Below are 22,064 nucleotides of genomic sequence, written 5' to 3' on the forward strand. Positions count from 1 at the left end.
CAGGTCGTGGATGTGGCGCAACTGCTCCTCGACTCGGTGAAGACGCCTCCGGCCGACCCGGCGGACGAGGCCGAACCGGCGGACGAACCAGAACCGGTCAAGTAACGGTCTGTACCGCCCGCCGCCCGCCGCCCGCCGCCGGGGCCCGCAACAGGGGCCCCGGCAAGCGACCCGGGCGACCACACCCTGGGGGTCGCGCGGCGGACTGACCACAAAGATCCACCTGGCCGCCGGCGGGCAGTGCCGGCCCACTGGCCGCGTTGCGCGTCCCCCGGGCCTCGCGTACGTCCGCGGACGCCGCCGGAGCTGGTGCTGGCGGACAAGGCGCCGTCCCGCCCGTACGTCCGGCCGGGCGCCGGGCGGCGGATGGCGTGGCTTGGCTCGGCTTGGCGTGATCCGAGGCCCCCGGCGGCGCGGGCAACTACGCACGCGATACGAGCCGGGGGACCGGACTCATGACCCTCCGGGTGTCTGCCCGCCGCTGCCCGGGTCCGGTGACGCGGGCGGTGACGACTGCCCGTCGGGCGCGGAGGGGCTGGGCGTCGGATTGGGGGCCGGGGGGCCTCCGCCGGGAGCCGAGGGGGTGGGGTCCGGTCCGGGGCCGCCCGTCGCGCTGGGTCCGCCGCCCGGCGGCTGCGCGGCGGCGCCGCCGCCGTTGGCGTCGGGGGAGGGCGCGCCGGAGGAGTCACCCGCCGCGCCCGACGAGTCGGACGCGGACGGCGAGGCGGAGGCCGAAGGATCGTGGGAGAAGTCCGCTGCCGTGCCGTCGCCGGGCGAACCCGCCGCACCGCCGGGCCGCGTCGCGCCTTCCCCCGACTCCGCCTGTCGGCCGTCCCCGTCCGCAGGGGCGGCACTCGGCACGCCGGGGATCGGCAGCAGCGTCCGGGGGGCGATGGGCGTGGCGCCGGTCAGGCTCAGCGCGAGTCCTGTGGCGTAGAGCGCACAGGCCGCGCCGGCGACCCAGCCGACCCGCCGGGAGATCCTCGATCGCGCACTTCCGGATCGTGTACTCCCCGAAGGCGTGCGACTCGCTGCGCGGGCCGCTCGGTGGGAGGTCCCGGTGCTGCTCGCGGTGCTGCCCGCGGTGCCGCCCGACGTGGAGCGCGGGCCTGTGGGGGAGGGGTCGTTGGTGCCGGAGCGGCCGGAGCGGCCGGGGCCGGCCGGGTCTTGGGAGGAACGGCCTGCCGTGGAGCCGCTGCGGGCTGCGGCGGAGGCGGAGGCGGCAGAACCACCGGATGCGGTGGAAGCGCCGGAGGCAGTGGAACCACCGGATGCGGAAGCGTCGGAGCCACCGGCCGCTGCCGAGGCGGGCGCGGATACACCACTGCTGCCGATGGCCTTGCCCGGAGCGCTGCTGACGCGACGGCCGCCAAATTCCTTGCCGGACCGGGCCGTTGAGGCAGCACTGTCGGCGCGGCCGGCGACCGGTGCGGATCCGCCCTTGCCGGGCGCCGGGATGGCCAGCAGCGCCCCGGGCTCGGGCGGTGGCCAGGCGAGGGCGTCTCCGTACTGTTCGGCCAACGGGTCGCCCGGCTCGGGCGGCGGCCAGGCGATGGCCTCGCCGTAGGGCTTGGTCGGGGGGACCTTCGATGCGGTGGGGCGCTCTTCCGGGGGAGGAGAGGGCTCAGGGGGGGTGTGCCTGGAGAGCATGCCGCAATGTAAACCGGCAGCTATCGGTCCTGGGGTGCGATTGCCTCACTCAGTCGAATTGTCGAGCCTAATGGTCGAATTCAGCCACGAGCGATTTACGTCTGCGTTGTCATCCTCACCCACCCCTACCGCCACGAACCGCTCGCTCGCCTTGTGCGGATGACGTGGACAAGTCCGGAGCCGGCCGGGCCTCCCGGGGGCGGACGCAGTGGCAGCGCGGCGCGGCCGACGCGGCCGTGTCGGGTAGCCGCCATAGCGACCCACAGGGCAAGGCAGGGCCGAACGAGCGGCGTCCGCAGCGCACTCCGCCGTCACGACGACGCGCGGCAACCTGGCCTCCCTCGTGGACGCGCGGTGTTCGCCGCACCCCTCGGACGACGCACCGAACGCCGCCGCAGCAGAAGTCCCGGGCCGCCGGATTGCCCCGTACGCCCCATGAGGACGCGACGCTCATCGACTCGACATGTTTGTGTTGTGCACGCGACAACGCACGGCCGCTCCCCGTCACTGCAATGACCAGTGACAACACCCGTCTGGGGAGGGGCAGATGACAATCACGTCACACCAGCACGAGCTCAGGGCCGCCGCCGCGCACCTGGGCCGGCGCCGGTTCCTCACCGTCACCGGAGCAGCCGCCGCGCTCGCCTTCGCCACCAACCTGCCGGGCAGCGCCGAGGCCGCCGAGGCCGACGCGCACAAGGCCATCACCGACGACCCGTTCACCCTCGGCATCGCCTCCGGTGACCCGCAGCCCGGCTCCGTCGTGCTGTGGACACGGCTCGCCCCCCAGCCGTACGAGACGGGCGGTGGCCTGCCCAAGGCCAGAATCGCCGTCCAGTGGGAGCTCGCGTACGACGAGCGGTTCCGGCGCGTCGCCCGGCGCGGAAGCGCCACCGCCCACCCCGAGTTCAACCACACCGTGCACATCGAGGCCACCGGCCTCGACCACGACCGCGTCTACTACTACCGCTTCAGGACCGGGAACTGGATCAGCCCGGTCGGCCGCACCCGTACCGCCCCGGCCCGCGGCGCCCGGCTGAACGAGCTGCGACTCGCCGCCGTCTCCTGCCAGGCCTACCACGACGGCTACTTCACGGCCCACAAGCACCTCGCGGCCGAGGACCTGGACGTCGTCTTCCACCTCGGCGACTACATCTACGAGTACGCGGTCGACGCCGCCGGCGGCGCCCGCAAGTACACCGACCGCACCCTCCCCGCCCACTTCAACCGCGAGACGACCACCCTCGAGGACTACCGGCTCCGCTACGCCCTCTACAAGACCGACCCGGACCTGATCGCCGCGCACGCCGCGCACCCCTTCGTCGTCACCTGGGACGACCACGAGACCGAGAACAACTACGCGGACGACATCCCGGAGAACGACGTCCCGCCGCAGGAGTTCCTGATCCGCCGGGCCGCCGCGTACCGCGCGTACTGGGAGAACCAGCCGCTGCGCCGCCCGCAGCAGCCCAGCGGCTCCGACATGCAGCTCTACCGGCGGCTGCAGTTCGGCACGCTCGCCCAGTTCGACATCCTCGACACCCGCCAGTACCGGTCCAACCAGGCGTACGGCGACGGCTGGCAGGTCCCGGGGCCCGAGTCCGAGGACGCGTCGCGCACGCTGACCGGCGGCACGCAGGAGCGCTGGCTGATCAACGGCTGGCGGTCCTCGCAGGCGCTGTGGAACGTCGTCCCGCAGCAGGTCACCTTCGCCCAGCGGCGCAGCACCACCTCCGCGGGCTACAAGCTGAGCATGGATTCCTGGGACGGCTACCCGGCTTCCCGCGAACGGGTCCTGGCCGGTGCCGAGGCCGCCGGGGTGGACAACCTCGTCGTCCTGACCGGTGATGTGCATGTGAGCTACGGCCTCGACATCAAGCGGGACTTCAAGGACGCGGACTCGCCCACGGTCGGCACGGAGTTCGTCACCACGTCGATCAGCAGTGGCAAGGACGGCGCGGACAAGCCCGCCAACTGGGCGACGTACATGGCCGCCAACCCGCACATGAAGTGGTACAACGGCCGCCGCGGCTATGTGACGGTCACGCTGGGCACCCAGGCCGCGCGCGCCGACTTCAAGACGGTCCCCGCGGTGACGACGCAGGGCGCGCCGATCACGACGGCGGCGTCCTTTGTCACAGAGCCGGGCAAACCGGGCCTCAGTCCGGCGTAGCGCATCGGGCAGCGGACGGTTCGCTTCGGGCCTGCCGGGTCGTACAGACCTGGCAGGCCCCCAGCTGTGCTGCGGCGCGCGGTCGCCTGCGCGGGCCGTGGACGGTTGACGGAGGGGGCGGGCTGCGGACCGTCGATCCGAAGTGCCCGGGGCGCACTGTCGGATCCGGCACTGTCCTCCCGCTCCGCACGAGCCGGCCGTGATCGTGCCCGTACGCGACGCCTCGTACAAGCCGGCCGCCGCCCACAGCGCCTCCGTCCGGCGTGATGCGGGTCGGCGGACCGGGATCCTCTCTGTATCTGTGCCGCCCTGGCGCGCCTTGGTCGGCTCTCGCCGCTCTCGCCTCCGTACGTGATGCGGGCCCCCGCACAGTGGCGCGGAGCGCGGGGCCACCCGGGACCTCGCCCGGGCCAGGCCTCGCCCTCGGCCGGTCGGCGCAACTCCCGTACGCTCGTGCTGTCCCGGAGCCCCCCGTACGCTCATGCTGTCCCGGAGCCCGGAGCCCGGAGCCCGGAGCCCGGAGCCCGGAGCCCGGAGCCCGGAGCCCGGAGCCCGGAGCCCGGAACACCCGCATGCGCAAGCCCCCGGCACACAAGCGGCTGCACGACACCGATGCCGCCCTCTCCGTGTCCGGGATCTCCCGCCGAAGTGGGCGGCGGGGGACGAGACGATCCCGCCCGTCGTGGGCCATCACCACCTCGCCTCTTCCCTGCCGCTACCACCCGCCTGTTGGCCCGCCGTGGTGCTCCAGCTGGTCTCGACCACTCGTGACTTGCTGAGAGCATGGATCAGGATTCGACGATGATGGAGAGCCGTATGCCGGAAACCCGCCCGGTCGGACCGGAGCAGCCAGCAGCCCAGCCACCCAGCCCTCCCGCGGGGCGTCGCACCAGCCTGTTGGTCACGCTCATCCTCGGCGGGCTGACAGCGGTGCCGCCGCTCTCCATGGACATGTACCTCCCGGCGCTGCCGGAAGTCACCGAGTCGCTGCGCAGCCCTGCCGCGACCGTGCAGCTGACGCTGACCGCATGCCTCACGGGCATGGCACTCGGCCAGATGGTCGTCGGCCCGATGAGTGACAAATGGGGCCGCAGACGTCCGCTCCTCGTCGGCATGGTGATCTATGTCGTCGCCACCGCCATCTGCGCCTTCGCCCCGACCGTCGAACTCCTCATCGCCTTCCGGCTCCTGCAGGGCCTCGCCGGGGCGGCGGGCATCGTGATCGCCCGCGCGGTCGTCCGGGATCTCTACGACGGCGTCGCGATGGCGCGGTTCTTCTCCACGCTGATGCTGGTCTCCGGAGTCGCCCCGATCATCGCCCCCGTCATCGGCGGCCAGGTGATGCGGATCACCGACTGGCGCGGCGTGTTCTACGTCCTGACCGCCGTCGGCATCCTGCTCACGCTGCTCGTCGCCCGCCGGCTCGAGGAAACGCTGCCGCCGGAGCGGCGGCACAGCGGCGGCCTCGCCGCCGCTCTCCGTACGATGCGCGGGCTGCTCGCCGACCGGGTCTTCACCGGATACATGCTCACGGGCGGGTTCGGCTTCGCCGCGCTCTTCGCCTACATCTCCGCCTCCCCGTTCGTCGTCCAGGAGATCTACGGCGCCTCCCCGCAGACCTTCAGCCTGCTCTTCGGTCTCAACTCGATCGGGCTGATAGCAGCAGGCCAGCTCAACGGCCAGGTGCTGGTCGGGCGGGTCAGCCTCGATAAGGTGCTGTTCGCCGGCCTCGCGATCATCACGATCGCGGCGGTCGCGCTGCTGCTGATGGCCTCCGGTGTCTTCGGCGAGGTCGGGCTGGCGCCGGTCGCCGGCGGGCTGTTCGTGCTGATGTCCGCGATGGGCCTGACGCTGCCGAACACCAACGCCCAAGCCCTGATGCGTACCCCGCACGCCGCCGGGTCCGCGTCCGCTCTGCTCGGCACGTCCTCCTTCCTCGTCGGGGCGGTCGCCTCACCGCTCGTCGGAATCGCGGGCGAGGGAACGGCCGTGCCGATGGCGATCGTCCAGGTGGTGTGCGCGCTCGCGGCCGTCGCATGCTTCCTCGGACTGTGCCGCCCCTGGCAGCGCAAGGAGCAGCAGCTCACGAAGGAGGAACAGCAGGCCGAGGGGCAGCAGCCCACCGAGGGGCGGATCCCGGGCAAGGAACAGCACCCGGGCAAGGGTCAGCACCCGGGCGAGGAGCAGGGAGCGGAGAGCTGAGCACACCACGCGTGCGCGCCGGGACGCCGGAGCAGGCCGGCCTCGACCCGGGGGAGCTGCGCCTGCTCGTACGCGAGGTCGAGCGGCTGCCCGAGGGGGAGCGGCCCTGGTGCGGTGGCGTCGTGGTGCTCGCAGGGCGCGGGGCGGTCGTCGCCGTCGAGCAGGCAGCCGGCTGGGCGGTGCGCTACGCGGCGTACGACGAGCAGGCCGGTCTGGGCGTCGAGCTGCCGCGTGAGCACTGGGTGCCGATGTGTACCGGCACACTCTTCGACCTGGCCTCGCTGACCAAGCTGTTCACCGCGATCGCGGCCATGCAGCAGGTGGAGCACGGCGTGCTCGACCTGGACCGGCCGGTGGCCGCGTACGTTCCCGACTTCGCCGCCGCGGGCAAGGCGGCCGTGACCGTACGGCAACTGCTCACGCACACCTCGGGTCTCCGCCCTGAACTGCCCTTCTACGAGCGGAAAGGGCGCGCGACGCAGCTGGCGACGCTCTGGGAGGACGCGCCGCTGACCGCCCCCGGCGCCGTCCGTCTCTATTCCGACCTCAACATGATCGCCCTCCAGGTGGTGCTGGAGCGGATCGCGGGCAAGCCGCTGGACGAACTCGTACGGGACGGAATCACCCACCCCCTGGGCATGACCGCCACCGGCTTCGCACCGCTCGGCGCGGGTGCCACGGCGGCGGCGACGGAGGATCAGCGCCGGCCCTGGGGCAAGCTCGACCGCGGCATGCTGCGCGGCGAGGTGCACGACGAGAACGCGTACGCGCTCGGCGGCGTCGCGGGCCACGCCGGTCTCTTCTCCACCGCCGGGGACCTCGGTGTGCTGTGCCGGGCGCTGCTGAACGGCGGCTCGTACGGCACCGGGTGCATCCTGGCCGCCGTGTCGGTGGAGGCGCTGCTCTCCCAGCCCGGGCTGGGCTTCGAGGTGGACCAGCCGTGGTTCATGGGGGAACTGGCCGGTCGGGGCGCCGCCGGGCACACCGGCTTCACGGGTACGAGCCTGGTCCTGGACCCCGCCACCGACACCTTTCTGGTGCTGCTCGCCAACACCGTCCATCCGCGGCGCGGCACCCCGACAACAGCCCTCGGGCGGCGGCTGCCACACACCTGGCGCGGGCGGCACGTTCGGCACGCGTTCAGGGCTGCCCGGGCGGATCGGACCATGCGGGCAGCGGTCCGGTGTGACCGCCGCAGGAGCTGCGGGGTGCCCGGGTCTTCGTCGGATCCTTGGCTCTGCCGTCGCGCTCTGTCGGGCCCGCGGTGTGTTGCTGTCCCCGTCGGGCCCGCGGTAGCTGTCCGCTGCCAACTGACGTGAGGCGGAGAGGCGAGGTGGGACGGCCGTGCAGGACGACGGGCAGCCGACCGCCCCGGAATCGGCCGGCACATGGCCTCGACCGCGTCGCGCGAACGGAACCGCCGCACGTCGGTCCGGCCGATCCGGAGCGCGGTGCGGGGAACACGATCCGCTGGTCGTGGCAGGTGCGTCGACCTGTCCGTGACCTCTACACTCGCTCGGATGCACGCCGCCGAACCCACCCGTGCCGGCGCCTCCGATGTGCCGGACGCGCTGCGCACCGCGCTCGCCCGGCTGCTCGACGGGTTGCCGCCGCGGCAGGCCGCGCAGGCCGTCGAGCGGCTGATCGCCAGCTACCGGGGGCGCACCCCGACCGACGCACCCGTGCTGCGGGACCGCTCCGACGTCGCCGCGTACGCCGCGTACCGGATGCCCGCGACCTTCGAGGCCGTACGGTCCGCGCTGGGGGCCGTCCGGGAGCTGGTGCCGGACTGGGTCCCGGCGAGCCATACGGACGTGGGCGGCGGAACGGGCGCGGCGACCTGGGCGGTGGCCGCGACCTGGCCGGAGGGGGAGCGCCGGACGACCGTTCTGGACTGGGCCGAGTCCGCGCTCGCGCTCGGCCGTGAGCTGGCGGAGGTCTCCGGGCAGCCGGCGTTGACGAGCGCGCAGTGGCGCCGCCGGGTGATCGGCAGCGGGCTCGTACTGCCGGAGGACACCGACCTGGTCACGGTCTCGTACGTGCTGGGCGAGCTGGCCGAGGACGACCGCAGCGCGGTGGTCGACGAGGCGGCGCGTGCCGCGCGGGCCGTGGTGCTGGTCGAGCCGGGCACGCCGGACGGCTACCGGCGCATCATCGAGGCCAGGGACCGGCTGATCGCGGCGGGGCTGAGGGTTGTCGCGCCGTGCCCGCACAGCGCGGCGTGCCCGATAGAACCGGGCGCGGACTGGTGCCACTTCGCGGCCCGGGTCGGGCGGTCCTCCCTCCACCGTCAGGTGAAGGGAGGCTCACTGCCGTACGAGGACGAGAAGTTCAGCTACGTGGCGGCGGTCGACTTCCCGGCGCCCACCGCGGGCAACCGGGTCGTCCGCCGCCCCCGGCTCCGTAAGGGGCAGGTCCTCCTCGACCTCTGCGCCTCGGACGAGGCGCTGCACCGCACGACGGTGACCAAGCGCCAGGGCCCGCTCTACCGGGCCGCACGGGATGCGGAGTGGGGCGAGGAGTGGCCGCCCCGCTCCGGCATCTAGTTCGGAGCGGCGGCGCTCGGGTGCTTGGTCGGGCCGCCCGGTTCCGGCTCCTGTCCGGAGCCGTGACGCTCGGGCGCTTTGGTCAGGGGCCGCCCCGTTCGGGCGTCCGATTCGGGGCGGCCGCAGTTTGGCAGACGCGTGGCTCGAGGCCACCGCCCGCGCTTTCAGGAGGTGGGGGAGAGCGGCGGGTGCCTCAGGGCCGTAGCTCCATCGTGCAGCACTTGACGCTGCCGCCCCCCTTCAGGAGCTCCGAGAGGTCCATCGCGATCGGCTCGTAGCCGCGCTCCCGCAGCGGCTCGAAGAGGCCCGGCGCGCCCTGTGGCAGCAGGACGTGGTGACCGTCGCAGACCGCGTTCAGGCCGAGTGCCGCCGCGTCCGGGTCCTCGGCGATGATCGCATCGGGGAAGAGGCGGGCGAGGACGGCCCGGCTGCCGGGGGAGAAGGCGGGCGGGTAGTACATCACCTCGTCGCCGCCGAGCACGGACAGCGCCGTATCGAGGTGGTAGTAGCGCGGGTCGACCAGGTCGAGGCCGATCACCGGGCGGCCGAAGAACTCCTGGGCCTCGGGGTGCGACAGCGGGCTGCTGCGGAAGCCGCGGCCGGCCAGCAGCCAGGAGTCGGTGACGGCGAAGTCCCCCTCCCCCTCGTTGATGTGCACCGGTTCGAGGACCTCGGCGAAGCCCTGGTCGCGGAACCACTCGCGGTGGACGGCGGCCTCGTCCGCGCGCTGCGGGTGGGCGAAGCGGGCGCCGAGCACCCGTCCGTCCACGACGGTCGCGCCGTTCGCCGCGAAGACCATGTCCGGCAGGTCGGGCCGGGGCGCAAGGACTTCCACGGAGTGTCCGAGGGCACGGTAGCGGTCGCGCAATTCCTCCCACTGCGCGAGAGCCAGCGGCAGATCCACCGGCTTCGACGGGTCCATCCAGGGGTTGATGGAGTAGGTGACCCGGAAGTACGTGGGTGGGCACATCAGGTACCGGCGGGAAGTGAAGGCTGAGCGCAAGGACGGCTCCTCACGGTGGATTCGAGCGCACAGGCCGGCTGCCGGTGCGCTCACACATGGTCCACCGTCCCGCCCCGGTGCGCAGCGTTCCGTACGCGTGTTTCACCGACGGCTCGTCGCGGCGACGTATTGGTACGGCCCGTCGCGGTGACGTACTTGTACGGCTCGCTGCGCCGACGTAGCGGACCGCCCGTCCGCGGCGACCCACCGGGACGGTCCGGCCGCTCGGACGTGCTGGACGGCCCGTGGCGCCGCCCGGGGGAGACGGTCCGGCACGTCGACGTACTGGGGGCGGGGGCCGGTGCGCCGACCGGCCGCGACGGTCCGGCACGCGGCGTACCGGAACCCGCCCGGCACGCCGAGCTACCGGGGCGGTCCGGCGCGCCGAGGTGCACGCACCTCGCGCCGAGGTGCACGCACCGGGGGCCCGGCCGCGCCGACGTGCCGGACCGGTGTCAGTCCGCGGGCTTCGCCGTGCCGCCGGATCCGGCAGGGCCGATGGGTTTCTCCGGGCCGCGGGTCTCTTCCGCGTCGGCCGCGCTCTCCCGCGCCTCCTTGAGTTTGCGGAGCAACTCCCGCTTCTGCTGCTGCGGGTCGGCCCCGCCCGGCGCGCCCCGGCCACCGCGGCCGCCGCGCATCGCTGAGCGGGGCAGATTCGCGCGGGTGCCGCCGACGCCCAGCATCTGGCCTGCACTGCCTCGGGTCATGAGGCCTCCTCGGTTCGTCGTCCACACCGGATACGAGGAATCGAGACGTTTCGTCTCGCTTCCTCTTGTCAAAAGTTTGCGCGAGACGTTCCGTCTTGTCAAGACGAAACGTCTCGCCTCGTATGGCTGGTAGATTTGACCCATGTCCGAGACCCGAAGCCCTGACTCCAAACGCCGCAGCGAACGCTCCCGCCGTGCCATCCTCGACGCCGCACTCGAACTCGTCGGCGAACTCGGCTACCCCAGGCTCACGATCGAGGCCATCGCCGGCCGTGCCGGAGTCGGCAAGCAGACGATCTACCGCTGGTGGCCGTCCAAGGCCGCGGTCCTTCTGGACGCCTTCATCGCCCTCGGCGAGGAGGCCGCGGCCGGCGAGCACGAGATCCCGAACACCGGGGACCTCGAGGCAGACCTCAAGTTCGTACTGCGCGCCACCGTCGACGAGCTCAATTCGCCCGAGTACGAGCTCCCCGCCCGCGCGCTGGCCGCCGAGGGAGTGATCAATGCCGAGCTCGGCGCGGAGTTCGTGGCCAAGCTCCTTGAACCGCAACTCCAGCTCTATGTGAAGCGGCTGCTTGCCGCCCAGGATGCCGGGCAGGTCGCCGAGCACATCGATCCGCGCGTCGCTCTCGAGCTGATCGTCGCCCCGCTCGCCCACCGCTGGCTGCTGCGCACCCTTCCGCTCACCCACGAATACGCTGACACCGTCGTCGAGTACGCACTGCGCGGCCTCAGCCCCCGCTGACCGCACTCCACACCCCCGCACCCCGCCCTCCGCGCCGGCGCCCCGGAGCCGCGCTCGCACCCGCACGGGCTCGGCCGGGTGGAGAGACCGGACCGGTGCGGCGGCTCGAGGCCGGGCGGGTCAGCGGATTCGGGGCGGTGTGGCCGCGAGCAGTGCCGGCGCATCGGTGATGATGCCGTTGCAGCCCAGTCGCAGTGCCCGGTCCCGGTCGCGCGGAGTGTTCACCGTGTGTGCCCAGACCAGCGGGATGCCGGACGCCGTCGCCCGCCGCAGATCCGCGTCGCGCGCCCCGTGGTCGACGTCCAGCAGTGACACGAATCCGCGCCACCGCCCCGGCTCGTCGTGGCGCAGTTGCCGCGCCGACCGCCACAGTTGCGCCATCAAGCCCATCCGATGGGCCCTGCGGGCCACGTCCGGACGGTTGGTGTTGACGAACACCGAGTGGACCAGGCCCCTCCTGCGAATGAGCCGGGCCAGAGCCGGCAGGCTCCGGGGGTCCTTCGCCTCCACCATCAGTACCGACTGCCGCCCCAGCCGGTCGAGCACCTCGTCCACCGTCGGCGGGCGTTCGGGACCCCACCGGCCGGGCAGCGACGAGCCCGGCCGCACCCGTACACGCCGCCAGTCGCTCCGGGTGAGATCGCGCACCGCCCCCCGCCGGTCGGTCGTACGGTCCAGGTTGCCGTCGTGCATCACCACGAGCGTGCCGTCCCGCAGCATCCGGGTGTCGAAGTCGAGCACCTGCACGGTGCCCCGGCGTAACGCCGCCGACAGGCCCGCCATGCTGTTCTCCGGAACCTCCAGCGCCCCACCGCGGTGAGCGGCGTAGACGACCTCCGGCAGGCGGTCAACCGTGAGCGGCCTGCCCCCCAGTCTCACCGGTACCAACTGGCCCGCCAGCGCCAGGACGACGGCCCCCGTCATGAGAGACCTTGTGACCATGAAGACAAAGCTAGGCTCGTATGTACGGGTATGCCCGGCTAAGGCATCCCAATGGATGGCCGACCCCACCCACCCCGGATGCGAACACCGGCCACCGCAGGAGCAGGATGGTGGCAGCATGGATCGGACAGCGGTCGAAGTGAGGGGATAGATGGAACGCGAAAGCAGGTTCTCCCAGTGGCTGCGCCGCCGTCCGAGGAGTGGGACCGGAGGCGGCAAGGGGACGGATGCGGTCGACGCCGCCGGCCGTGAGGATCTGTTGCTGGCCGCCGCTGCTGCGGGCTTCCCCCTCGCGCAGGCCGCCTACCCACACGGCTACGGGTGTTCCTGCGACCGGATCGGCTGTCCCACCCCCGGCAGGCACCCCGTCTCCTTCGCCTGGCAGACCCAGGCCTCCACCGACGCGGAGCAGGTCGGCCGCTGGCTCCGCGCCCATCCGCAGGCCAACTTCATCACCGCCACCGGCATCAACCACGATGTGCTCGACGTCCCCTCCGAAGCCGGGCTCAGCGCGCTGGAGCGGCTGGAGAGCGAGGGCATCGACGTCGGCCCGGTCGCCGGGAGCGGCGACGGACCCCAGGGCAGGGTGCTGTTCTTCACCGCCACCCGTACCCCGGACGACGAGGACGAGTGGTGGCCCTGCCAGCTCGACTGCCACCCCGAGACCATGGACGAGCACCCCGGACTGCGCTGGCACTGCCGCGGCAGCTATGTCCTCGTACCCCCGGCGCAGCTGCCGTCCGAGGACCCGGTGACCTGGCTGCGCGGCCCCGAGCGCCCGCTGCCCGATCCGCTGACGCTGCTGGAGGCGCTCACCGACGCCTGCGCCCGGTACGTCACCGAGGACACCGAGCGCGAGTCCGCGGCCTGGCCGCTGCGCCGCTGATCAGGGCCGCGCCCCGGTCACACCTTCAGCCGGGTCAGCGCCCGCGCCCCGGTCACACCGTCCAGCCGGTCAGCGGCCGCGCGCCGCGGTCACACCCTCCAGCCGGTTGAGGAACTCCACCGGGCCGTCTGTCGGAATCAGCACCGCCGACTCCGAGATCCTCCTCTGGATCAGCGTCGTCCTGGCCTTGCCGGTCAACAGCCCGTTCGTCGTGGCGTCTTCGATCTTCCCGACCGAGAAGCCCTGGGCCATCGACCGCTGTTCGGCGTGGTGCGTCGCGAAGAAGGCCAGCGCGCCGCCGTCCGCCGTACGGAGCGCCAGCGGGGTGTACTGCGGAGGCCGCGCGGGCTGGTCGTCGTAGTCCGTCCAGAAGTGCACGGTCTTCCGCAGCTTCCTGCGCGTCGCCAGCTGGTCGGTGGTCGCCTGACCCGGCGCGAAGGCGTCCCCCTTGCCGGTCTCGAGGTAGTCCGCGTACGTCTCGCTGAGCTTGCCCGGAGCCATCGCCAGGCCCGCCGACGAGCCGCCCGCGACCGGCTCCGCCCAGCCGTCAGCGTCCTTCTTGAACTCCGGCACCTTGTCCTTGCGGAGGATCGACAGATACGCGGCCTTCCAGGCCTCGTCCGCCGCGGAGCGGGTGAAGACCAGCAGCCAGCGGAAGTCGTTCCGGTTGCTGTCGGTGTCCACCAGGAAGAACTTCGGCCAGCCGGCCTGCTTCGGAATCGTGTACTTCGTGTCCGACAGCTCCAGGTCGGGATAACCCGGGTTCCCCTCCGGCTGGTTGACGCGCTGCGCCTTGAGACCGGCATGGCCCATCGTGTGGAGCGCTCCCGTCTCGACACCCGCTATCACGGACGGGTCGACCTCGCGGTATGCCTTGTTGTACCCGGCCGTGAAGAGCTTCACGGCCTTCGCCGCCTCAGCCTTCGTCGTCGCCGGGATGACCTCCCGCTCGCCGTGCACCGTCATGCACCCCGTCAGCACCGGCGTCAACAGAGCTGCGGCTGACAGGAACGCCGTCACCCGGGGCAAGCTGCGTGGCGTCCGAATCATCGGGTCCAGACTCCTTCGATGGCTCCTTCGGGGCTGCTTGAGACGGCGCAACCCTACCCGGGGCGAGGAACAGCGCGAGCGTCGGGACCAGATACAACGCCCACACCACGACCTGGACAACGGTCGGGTCCGGCTGGAAGTTCACGGTGCCCTTCAGCAGGGTGCCGTACCAGCTGTCCGGCGGAATCGTGGCGCTGATGTCGAAGGCCTTGGTTCCCAGCCCCGGCAGAAAACGCGCCTCCTGCAGATCGTGGAAGCCGTACGCAAGCACGCCCGCTGCGACGACCACTAGCAGCGCACCCGTCCAGGTGAAGAACTTCGCCAGGTTGATCCGCAGCGCGCCGCGGTAGAACAGCCAGCCCATCACCGCGGCCGTGACCAGCCCCAGCAGAACACCGATCAGCGGGCGCGCCGTTCCGTCGTCCGTGGCTTTCACGGCCCGCCAGACGAACAGCGCGGTCTCCAGGCCCTCCCGGCCCACCGCGAGGAAGGCCGTCGCCACCAGCGCGCCCGTACCGACGGCCAGCGCCTGGTCCAGCTTTCCCTGCAGCTCGGCCTTCAAGTGCCGGGAGGTGCGCCGCATCCAGAAGACCATCCGGTCCGGGTCGAGATTCCGCCGGGTCCAGTGATCCCGGTCTCACGGTCCTCGCCCCCGGCCCGGTGTCCGAGGGGCGTGCCATCATCATCGTGCTGTTGTGCCGACATCTGTCGGCGAGCGGACATCTGGGGGGATGGTGGCTCGAACCATGGCATTCGACGCGGCTCTGCGGGAGCTGCGCGGCGCACAGAAAACGGCGAAGGGGGTCTCGCTGTACTCGCGCCACATCAACCGGCCGGCCGGGCGGATTCTCGCCGCGGCGGCGTACCGCATCGGGCTGACGCCGAATCAGGTCACCCTGGTCAGCGCGGCGTTCAGCTTCGCGGCGATCGCCGCGGTGGCGTGCGGCCGGCCGTCCTGGGCGCTCGCTGTCACCGTCTACGCGGGGCTCGCGGTCGGCTTCGCCTTCGACTCGGCGGACGGACAGCTGGCGCGGCTGCGGCGGGAGAGCAGCGCGGCGGGGGAGTGGCTCGACCACGTTGTGGACTGCGCGAAGATCACCGCGCTGCATGCCGCCGTGCTCGTCTCCTTTTACCGATTCTTTGATCTGCCGGGCCGGGGCTGGCTGCTGCTGCCACTCGGATTCCAGTTCGCGGCCGTGCTGATCTTCTTCGGCGGGCTGCTGACGGACAAGCTCAAGCCGAGGACGGCCGCCACATCCTCTGCCGCCCCTGCCACTGCCGCCGCCGGCTCTCCCGGCTCGGCTGTCGTTCCGGCCGCCGCACCCTCGCGCATACGGGCCGTCGCTCTGCTGCCCGTCGACTACGGCGTCTTCTGCCTGGTCTTCCTGCTGCTCGGCAGCGAGCGGACCTTCCTCGCCGGATATACGGCGCTGTTCGCCGTCCATGTGCTGTTCCTGGCCGCGTTCATGGCGAAGTGGTTCCGGGAGCTGAGTGCGATACGCCCTGGGTGACCGGCGAGGCCAGGACGTCGAGTGCCCGGCGCAGCTGGGTGCTCGACGTGTGCACGGTGTAGGGGAAGTAGACGACCTCCACCCCCACCGTCGCGAAGTCGCGCTCCAGCCGTTCGCCCTTGGGCGTGCCGCGCCAGTCGTCGCCCTTGAAGATCACATCGAACCGGACCTGCTGCCAGGTCACCAGCTTGTCCGGCACGGTCTCCACGAACGCCGCGTCCACGAAACGGATACTGCGGACGATCTCCAGGCGCTCGACCAGCGGCACCACCGGTGCGCGGCCCTTGGCCAGTTCGGCCATCTCGTCCGAGACGACCCCGGCGACGAGGTAGTCGCACTGGCTGCGGGCGTGTCTGAGGATATTGAGGTGGCCGACGTGGAAGAGGTCGTAGACCCCCGGTGCGTAGCCAACGGTGTGCGACGGCATGCGAAATGGATCCCCCCACTCGCGATGCGCTCCCCAGCGCATCAGAGCCACCGACGATAGCCGGGCGCAACCGCTCCCACCCGGAGGATTGCCTTCTTCATCGCCTTTCCGCAGCGCGGCGCTGTCCCCACCGACCGGCACCACCGCTGCAAACGTCGTCGAACGACCAGAGAAATACGACATGTAGTACCGGCGAAAGGCTAGGGTGCATCTGATCGACTCTGGGGGGAGGAGATGCGCCATGCCGGAGCATGGGGGGCGGCGCCTGCTGCTGATATCCACCAACTACGCGCCCGAGCAGGCCGGAATAGGCCCGTACGCGACGCAGATCGCCGAACACTGGGCCGTCGGCGGGCAGTCCGAGGTGCACGTGCTGGCCGGGCTGCCGCACTACCCGGCCTGGCGGACCGACCCCGCCTACCGCGGGGTGTGGCGGACGGTGGAACAGCGCGCGGGCGTGACGGTGCACCGCCGCCGGCACACCGTCCCGCCACGGCAGACCGCCGTACGCCGGGCCCTCTACGAGGCGTCGATCCTCGCGCACGGGCTGGTCGCCCCACCGCGTATGGGCCCTCCCGATGCCGTGGTCGCCCAGCTGCCGAGCCTGGCCGGTGGCGTCATCGGCGCGCGTATCGCCGGCCGGCACCGCGTCCCGTACATCCCGGTCGTCCAGGATCTGATGGGCGCAGCCGCGGCGCAGAGCGGTATCCGCGGCGGTGACAGGGCAGCGGCCGCCGCGGCCGCCGTCGAGGGGTACGTCCTCAAGCGCGCCACCCTCGTCGGCGTCATCCACGAGACCTTTGTGGACAAGGTCGCGGCGATGGGGGTGGAGCGGGACCGGATCCGGCTCGTGCCCAACTGGTCGCATGTGGAGCGCCCTTCGAGTCCGCGCGCCGAGACGCGCGCCCGGCTCGGCTGGCCCGAGGGGCGGACCGTCGTCCTCCACTCCGGCAACATGGGCCTCAAGCAGGGTCTTGACGTCCTCGTCGAAGCGGCCCGGCAGGCTCCCGACATCCTGGTCGTCCTGATGGGCGACGGCAACCAGCGCGAGCACCTGCACACCCTCGGCGCCGGGCTGCCCAACCTTCACATCCTCCTGCCCGCGGACGAGGGCGAGTTCCCCGATGTGCTGGCCGCCGCCGACGTCCTCGCCGTCACCCAGCGGGCCTCCGTACTCGACATGAGCATCCCCTCCAAGCTCACCTCCTACTTCGCGGCCGGGCGGCCCGTCCTCGCCTCTGTCGCGGAGGAGGGCGGCACGGCGGAGGAGGTACGGCGTTCGGAAGCGGGAGTTCTGGTTCCGCCGGAGAATCCCGTCGCACTGCTGTCCGCTGTCCGTAAGCTGGCCGAAGACCCCGCCGCCGCAGACGCGTTGGGGTCGCGCGGCCCCGCATACGTCGACGCCCACCTCAGCCGCGAGGCGGGCCTCGCCCGGATCACCGGGCTGCTGGACGAAGCGCTCGAAGGCCGCCCCGTACGGCAGAGGGGGGCCCGCACATGACATCGCACATGACGCACCCGGCATCGGCGGGGGCGGACCAGCCGCGCGCCGGGCAGTCGCACGAGGAACCGGACCTGCTGCGCGACCAGTTCAAACAACTGCTGCGCTACCGGCTGCTGCTGGCTCTGGGCATCGTCGTCGGCCTGCTCGGCGGCGTGTGGATCGGCCTCGCGGGCGGTGCGTCGTACGTCGCCACCAGCGAGGTCACCGTACGGTCCGCCACCGTCGACCCGTTCGCGCCCGGCGGCACCACCCCCGACAAGCAGGTCAGCATCGGCTCCGAGCGGCAGACGGCCGTCAGCAACGCCGTCGCCTCGCGCGCCGCGAAGGCCCTTCGTACGTCGGTCGGCGCCGAGAAACTCCAGTCCGGCCTCCAGGTCACCAACCCGCCCAACACCCTCGTCCTGCGCTTCGCCTACACCGACTCCTCGCCCGGCAGGGCGGCCGAGCGCGCGAACGCCTTCACCCAGGCCTATCTGGACAACAGGCGGCAGCAGACCCAGTCCCTGATCGACAACATGGTCGAGGGGTACGAGAAGCAGCTCAAACCCCTGGAGAAGCAGCGCGACGAACTCGCCGAGCAGATCTCGGGGCTGAGCGACGGCCGCGCCCTGGACACCGTTCTGTCCGTGCAGTCCGGAGTCCTCGGCAAGATCTCCGAAATGAACGCCGGCATCACCAAGCTCAAGGCGCTCGACACCACCCCCGGCTTCGTGGTCCGCACCGCGACCCCGCCGGCCGATCCCTCCGGACCCGGCCTGCCCATGCTGCTGGGTCTCGGCGCGGCCGTCGGCATCGGCCTCGGGCTGCTCGCCGCCTGGGTGCGGCTCGTCTTCGACCCCACGGCCCGCAGCGAGAACGATGTCGTACGGGCCCTGCGCGCGCCCGTACTCGGCACTCTCCCGCGGCGCCGGCGCGGGGAGGCCGCCGCGCTGCTCGCCGAGGGCCGACTCGGGGAGGAGTACCGCTCGGTCGCCTTCCGGCTCGCCTACGACCAGCGGTTCGCCGGGCGGCGCAGGCTGCTCGTGGTCGCACCGCGCGGTGCCATCGACACGGCGGCTGCGGTGTCCGTGAACCTCGCCGCTTCGTTCGTCGAGATGGGGAGAGAGGTCCTGCTCGTCGAAGCGGATCTGCGTACGCCGTCGCTCGCCGCCCGGCTGCGCGCCGCCGACGGCATCCGGCCCGGCTGGGCGCGTACGCCCGCGCGCGGCGACGGCGGCTGGCCCACCGGCGAGCAAGTCCCCATCGACGCGGGCGAGTCCGGCGCCTTCGAACTGATCCCGGGCACTCGCGTCCGCAACGTCGCCCGCGCACTGACCTCCACCCCCGCCACCCAGCTGATCGCCACGGCCGACGACGAGGACGCGGTGGTGGTCGTGCTCGCCCCTGCCGTGCTCTCGTACGCCGACGCCATCGCCCTGGCCGACCGCGTGGACGGCGTGCTGGTCGTCTGCGATCCGCGCGAGGTCCGCCGCGACGACCTCGACCGGATCCGCGAACTCGTCAGCGGGGCGGGGGGCACGGTGCTCGGCGCGGTCCTGCACTCCGACGGCAGCGGGAACCGGCGTGGTGGGGCGAAAGGTGCCACGGGCGCGCGCCGCCGGATCGGCCCCGAGAGCCGCCCGACCGATCCGCCGGCCTCCGGCCGGGACGAGAGCCCGGACGCGACCACGGCGACGACGGCGGCCACGACCGCGGCCGGGGGCCCGGGAACCCTCGGCCTGCGCGCGGTCGACCCGGCGGACCTCCCGGCGCGCCCGGCCTCCCGAAGATGACGGACCGGGAGGGTCCGGCCGGCACCGACACGCCTGCCCGTCTCGGAACCCGGCTCGCCGTTCTCTGTTCCGTCGCCGATCAGGGCGTGGCGGCCCTCACCAATATCGTCGTGCTGGTGGTGGCCGCCCGGCTGTCCAGCGCCGCCGGGTTCTCCGTCTTCTCCCTCGTCTACACCGTCTTCACCGTGCTCCTGGGGCTCTCCGTCTCCTACGTCGGCCAGGCCCTCGTCCTGGAACGCGGCACCTCGGCGGGTGTGCGGGGCGCATGCTGCTCGGCGGTCGTCTTCACCGCCTGCGCCTCGACCGCCACCGGCGGGCTCATGGCCGCGGTCCTGTTCCTCGTACCGGGCGGCGACACCGCGCGCGGACTCGCCGTCCTCGGCCTCGTCCTGCCCGTCGTCCTCACCCAGGACGCCATGCGCTACTGCTTCTCCACCCTCCATCTGCCGCACTTCGCCCTCACCGCCGACCTCGTACGCCTGGCCGCCGCCGTACCCGCCCTCGCCGTCCAGCCGCAGGGCGCCGGGCCCGCCCGCCTGGTGGCCGTCTGGGGGCTGTCCGCGATCCCCGCTCTCGCCGTCGGCGCCGCGCTCCTCGCGCCCCGGCTGCGCGGCGTCCCCGCGGACTCGCGCCGCTTCCTGCGCCGCGGCCATCTCGGCAAGCGCTTCGTCCTCGAATTCGCCGTGGGCAACGCCGCCGGCCAGCTGGCGATCGTCGGACTCGGCCTGTTCGCCGCCCCGTTGGCGGTCGGCGCGCTGCGCGGCGTGACCACCCTCTTCGGCCCCATGAACGTCCTGTTCAACGCCTCCACCGCCTTTGGCCCGCCGATCCTGAACCGCTACCCGGACGCGTCCCGCAAGGTCCGCGCCACCGCGCTTCTCGCCGCCGCGCTGGCCGCGGTCGCCGCCCTCTGGGCCACGGTCCTGATCACCCTGCCCGACCGTCTGGGCCGCGAACTCCTCGGCGACACCTGGGCGGCCTCCTCGGCCCTCCTCCCGGCGACCGGCAGCCAGTACGCGGCCATGGGCCTGGGCACCTGCGCCCTGCTCACCCTCCGCGTGCTGCGGCCCCGCGCCACCCTCCCCATCCAGGTGGTCTTCTCCCTGCTCTCGGTGGCCTTCATGCTCACCGGGTACGCCCAGGGCGGTGTCCTGGGCGCGGCTTGGGGGCTGTGCCTCGGCTCGGTCCTCAAGGGGAGTGCGGCCTGGCTGCGCATCGTGTCCGTACGCCGCGAGGCGCTCCTGCCCTCCGAAGCCGCTCCGGACGGCTCCCGCGGCGGCCGGGACCGCCGGGCATCCGGTGCGGACGACGCCCCGCGCTGAGCTTGTCGTTCACCGGTGCATCGTTCCGGAAGGAGGGCACCGTGACCGCTGAGCCCGGTATCGAGTCTTCCGGCAGCGCGGGGAATCCAGGTCCAGCGGCTGGCCGGCGAACCGCGGGTGGCCTGTATGGCTGACAGCGATTCCCTGGCCGCGCAAGGCCCGCTGACCCTGTCCCAGCTGGCGGACCGGCCCCATATCGGCTGGTCACCGCAGGTGCCCCGGATGTGGCAGGACTTCTGGTCGGCTGATCCGCGCCCCGACGGGAGCCCGGTGCGCGACACCGCCCATCGGGTGGCCGACTTCGAGACCGCGCTGTCGGCCATCTCCCTTGGCGAGGAATCCAGTTCCCGCCCGCTTCCGCACGACATCTGTATCCGCGCCCCGGGGTGGCCTACGTCGATGTCGTCGACCTCAGCCCCTGCACACTCGTCCTCGCCTGGCTCGCCAGGAATCGTGACCGCACCTTGGTTGCGGCCATGCGGCGGGCCACGCGTACGGTCCTCCGCCGCCGGACGACGGGGTCCGACCGGGGCTCTGGCCCATGAGTACAGTCATGCCCGGCTGACATGGCTGATATGGCTGACGCGGCTGACGCCGGCTGACGCGGCTGGTGCGCGCCGGAAGCGCGCGGGAAGCGTGCGGCCGGTGGAGGCCGGGTCGGGGGGCCGGGTCGGGAGCCCGGTCGGGGGCGGGGAGAGCGGCCGACCGGCAGGAGCGGCCATGCGTCATACGTGGCCCACGGCCGCTCCGTTCCCCCGTACAGCTCCGGTCGATGGCGTGATCCCGGTACCGGTGTGAGGGTGGAATGGGTCGTTCCGTCTCAGCCAGCCAGGAGCAGCAGATGATCGTCACCATCGTGGGGTCGGGCAGGATGGCCCGCGGCATCGCCATCCGCGCGCTGGTGGGCGGGAACGCGGTACGGCTGACCGACCACAACCCGGCCAAGGCGCAGACCCTGGCCAACGAACTGGGCCAGGTGGTGAAGGGGGCGAACGTCGAGGCCACCGGTCCCGGGGGCGTGGCTGGCGTGGACCTGGTCGTGATGGCTGTGCCGTATCCGGCCGGACGGGACGTGGCCGCCTCGTTGGGCGACGAGCTGTCCGGCGCGGTCGTCGTCGACATCTCCAACCCCGTCGACTTCAGCACCTTCGACTCGCTGGCCGTGCCCCCCGGCACCTCAGCGGCCGAGGAGATCGCGGCGGCGGCGTCCTCGGCCCGCGTCGTCAAGGCCTTCAACACCACCTTCGCGGGGACTCTGATCGGGGGAAAGGTGGCCGGTCAGCCGCTGGATGTCTTCATCGCGGGTGACGACGAGGCGGCCAAGGCGACGGTGGTCGAGCTCGTCCGCTCCGGCGGGATGCGGCCCCTGGATGTCGGGCCGCTGCGCCGTGCCCGCGAGTTGGAGGCGTTCCAGTTCTTGCACATGGCGGCCCAGGAGCGGCTGGACCTGAACTTCTCCAGCGCGATCAAGATCCTTCCCTGAGCGCCGGAGGCGGAGGAGCGGCCCCTCGGCCCGCCGTCCCGCTGAGCTTGTTCTTTATGGTCTGACCTGGTCACGTTCGGCGATGCTCTCGGGTCGTCTGACTGTTTTGCCCACGTCGTAGCGGGTGGCGGGGTGCCGGTT

General features: G+C 72.3%; 17 protein-coding genes and 2 pseudogenes. 12 read left to right on the forward strand and 7 right to left on the reverse strand.

What is annotated here, in order from left to right; all coding sequences use genetic code 11:
- Positions 1–453: 453 nt before the first annotated feature.
- On the reverse strand, positions 454–1,650 hold the full coding sequence (locus ABZW18_RS30490) for a hypothetical protein (RefSeq protein WP_356193719.1): 1,197 nt from the start codon (positions 1,648–1,650) through the stop codon (positions 454–456).
- Positions 1,651–2,197: 547 nt separating this feature from the next.
- Here ABZW18_RS30490 and ABZW18_RS30495 point away from each other — a divergent pair.
- The 4 genes and pseudogenes from ABZW18_RS30495 (at position 2,198) to ABZW18_RS30510 (ending at position 8,571) form a co-directional block, all read left to right on the forward strand.
- Entirely contained in the window at positions 2,198–3,823 is a 1,626-nt protein-coding gene (locus ABZW18_RS30495; protein ID WP_356193721.1) for an alkaline phosphatase D family protein, read from the forward strand.
- 816 nt (positions 3,824–4,639) lie between these two features.
- Complete coding sequence (locus tag ABZW18_RS30500) at positions 4,640–6,025, forward strand: Bcr/CflA family multidrug efflux MFS transporter (protein ID WP_356193723.1); 1,386 nt, start codon at positions 4,640–4,642, stop codon at positions 6,023–6,025.
- An 11-nt stretch (positions 6,026–6,036) separates the two neighbouring features.
- Positions 6,037–7,214: pseudogene (locus ABZW18_RS30505) on the forward strand (serine hydrolase).
- A gap of 331 nt (positions 7,215–7,545) precedes the next feature.
- Positions 7,546–8,571: a small ribosomal subunit Rsm22 family protein gene (locus ABZW18_RS30510; RefSeq protein ID WP_356193724.1), complete on the forward strand. Its 1,026-nt coding sequence runs from the start codon at positions 7,546–7,548 to the stop codon at positions 8,569–8,571.
- Positions 8,572–8,764: 193 nt separating this feature from the next.
- Here ABZW18_RS30510 and ddaH read toward each other — a convergent pair whose 3' ends face one another.
- Positions 8,765–9,574, reverse strand: a complete 810-nt coding sequence (gene ddaH / locus ABZW18_RS30515) for a dimethylargininase (protein WP_356193726.1) — start codon at positions 9,572–9,574, stop codon at positions 8,765–8,767.
- A 455-nt stretch (positions 9,575–10,029) separates the two neighbouring features.
- On the reverse strand, positions 10,030–10,281 hold the full coding sequence (locus ABZW18_RS30520) for a DUF6243 family protein (protein ID WP_356193728.1): 252 nt from the start codon (positions 10,279–10,281) through the stop codon (positions 10,030–10,032).
- Positions 10,282–10,423: 142 nt separating this feature from the next.
- Here ABZW18_RS30520 and ABZW18_RS30525 point away from each other — a divergent pair, with 142 nt between their 5' ends.
- Positions 10,424–11,026, forward strand: a complete 603-nt coding sequence (locus ABZW18_RS30525; RefSeq protein ID WP_356193730.1) for a TetR/AcrR family transcriptional regulator — start codon at positions 10,424–10,426, stop codon at positions 11,024–11,026.
- Positions 11,027–11,146: 120 nt separating this feature from the next.
- Here ABZW18_RS30525 and ABZW18_RS30530 read toward each other — a convergent pair whose 3' ends face one another.
- The gene (locus ABZW18_RS30530; protein ID WP_356193732.1) at positions 11,147–11,968 is read right to left on the reverse strand and encodes a glycerophosphodiester phosphodiesterase family protein; all 822 of its coding nucleotides are present in this window, start codon (positions 11,966–11,968) and stop codon (positions 11,147–11,149) included.
- A 151-nt stretch (positions 11,969–12,119) separates the two neighbouring features.
- Between ABZW18_RS30530 and ABZW18_RS30535 the strand changes: the two genes are divergently transcribed.
- Positions 12,120–12,854, forward strand: a complete 735-nt coding sequence (locus ABZW18_RS30535; protein ID WP_356193735.1) for a bifunctional DNA primase/polymerase — start codon at positions 12,120–12,122, stop codon at positions 12,852–12,854.
- A 69-nt stretch (positions 12,855–12,923) separates the two neighbouring features.
- Here ABZW18_RS30535 and ABZW18_RS30540 read toward each other — a convergent pair whose 3' ends face one another.
- Positions 12,924–13,820: a hypothetical protein gene (locus tag ABZW18_RS30540; protein ID WP_356193737.1), complete on the reverse strand. Its 897-nt coding sequence runs from the start codon at positions 13,818–13,820 to the stop codon at positions 12,924–12,926.
- Positions 13,771–14,499 (reverse strand): annotated as a pseudogene (locus ABZW18_RS30545) (FTR1 family protein); the annotation flags it as partial. The pseudogene ABZW18_RS30545 and the gene ABZW18_RS30540, both read right to left, overlap by 50 nt.
- A gap of 151 nt (positions 14,500–14,650) precedes the next feature.
- Here ABZW18_RS30545 and ABZW18_RS30550 point away from each other — a divergent pair.
- On the forward strand, positions 14,651–15,415 hold the full coding sequence (locus tag ABZW18_RS30550) for a CDP-alcohol phosphatidyltransferase family protein (protein WP_356193739.1): 765 nt from the start codon (positions 14,651–14,653) through the stop codon (positions 15,413–15,415).
- Here the strand turns inward: ABZW18_RS30550 and ABZW18_RS30555 are convergent.
- Entirely contained in the window at positions 15,369–15,842 is a 474-nt protein-coding gene (locus ABZW18_RS30555) for an adenylyltransferase/cytidyltransferase family protein (protein ID WP_356193742.1), read from the reverse strand. The genes ABZW18_RS30550 and ABZW18_RS30555 overlap by 47 nt on opposite strands.
- 241 nt (positions 15,843–16,083) lie before the next feature.
- On the opposite strand from ABZW18_RS30555, the gene ABZW18_RS30560 reads away from it, so the two are divergent.
- The 5 genes from ABZW18_RS30560 (at position 16,084) to ABZW18_RS30580 (ending at position 21,923) form a co-directional block, all read left to right on the forward strand.
- Complete coding sequence (locus tag ABZW18_RS30560; protein WP_356193744.1) at positions 16,084–17,343, forward strand: glycosyltransferase family 4 protein; 1,260 nt, start codon at positions 16,084–16,086, stop codon at positions 17,341–17,343.
- An 8-nt stretch (positions 17,344–17,351) separates the two neighbouring features.
- Positions 17,352–19,118, forward strand: a complete 1,767-nt coding sequence (locus ABZW18_RS30565; protein ID WP_356193751.1) for a lipopolysaccharide biosynthesis protein — start codon at positions 17,352–17,354, stop codon at positions 19,116–19,118.
- Positions 19,115–20,440, forward strand: coding sequence for a hypothetical protein (locus ABZW18_RS30570; protein ID WP_356193747.1), 1,326 nt, complete (start codon positions 19,115–19,117; stop codon positions 20,438–20,440). Before ABZW18_RS30565 ends, ABZW18_RS30570 begins: the two co-directional genes overlap by 4 nt.
- Before the next feature lie 84 nt (positions 20,441–20,524).
- Positions 20,525–21,238 (forward strand): LysR substrate-binding domain-containing protein, encoded by a 714-nt coding sequence (locus ABZW18_RS30575; protein ID WP_356193752.1) that lies wholly within the window; start codon positions 20,525–20,527, stop codon positions 21,236–21,238.
- A gap of 43 nt (positions 21,239–21,281) precedes the next feature.
- A complete protein-coding gene (locus tag ABZW18_RS30580; RefSeq protein WP_356193749.1) occupies positions 21,282–21,923 on the forward strand; it encodes an NAD(P)-binding domain-containing protein in 642 nt (213 codons plus the stop codon).
- Positions 21,924–22,064 lie beyond the last annotated feature (141 nt).

The sequence above is a fragment of the Streptomyces sp. NPDC004647 genome, assembly GCF_040609575.1.
Classification (GTDB): Bacteria; Actinomycetota; Actinomycetes; order Streptomycetales; family Streptomycetaceae; genus Streptomyces.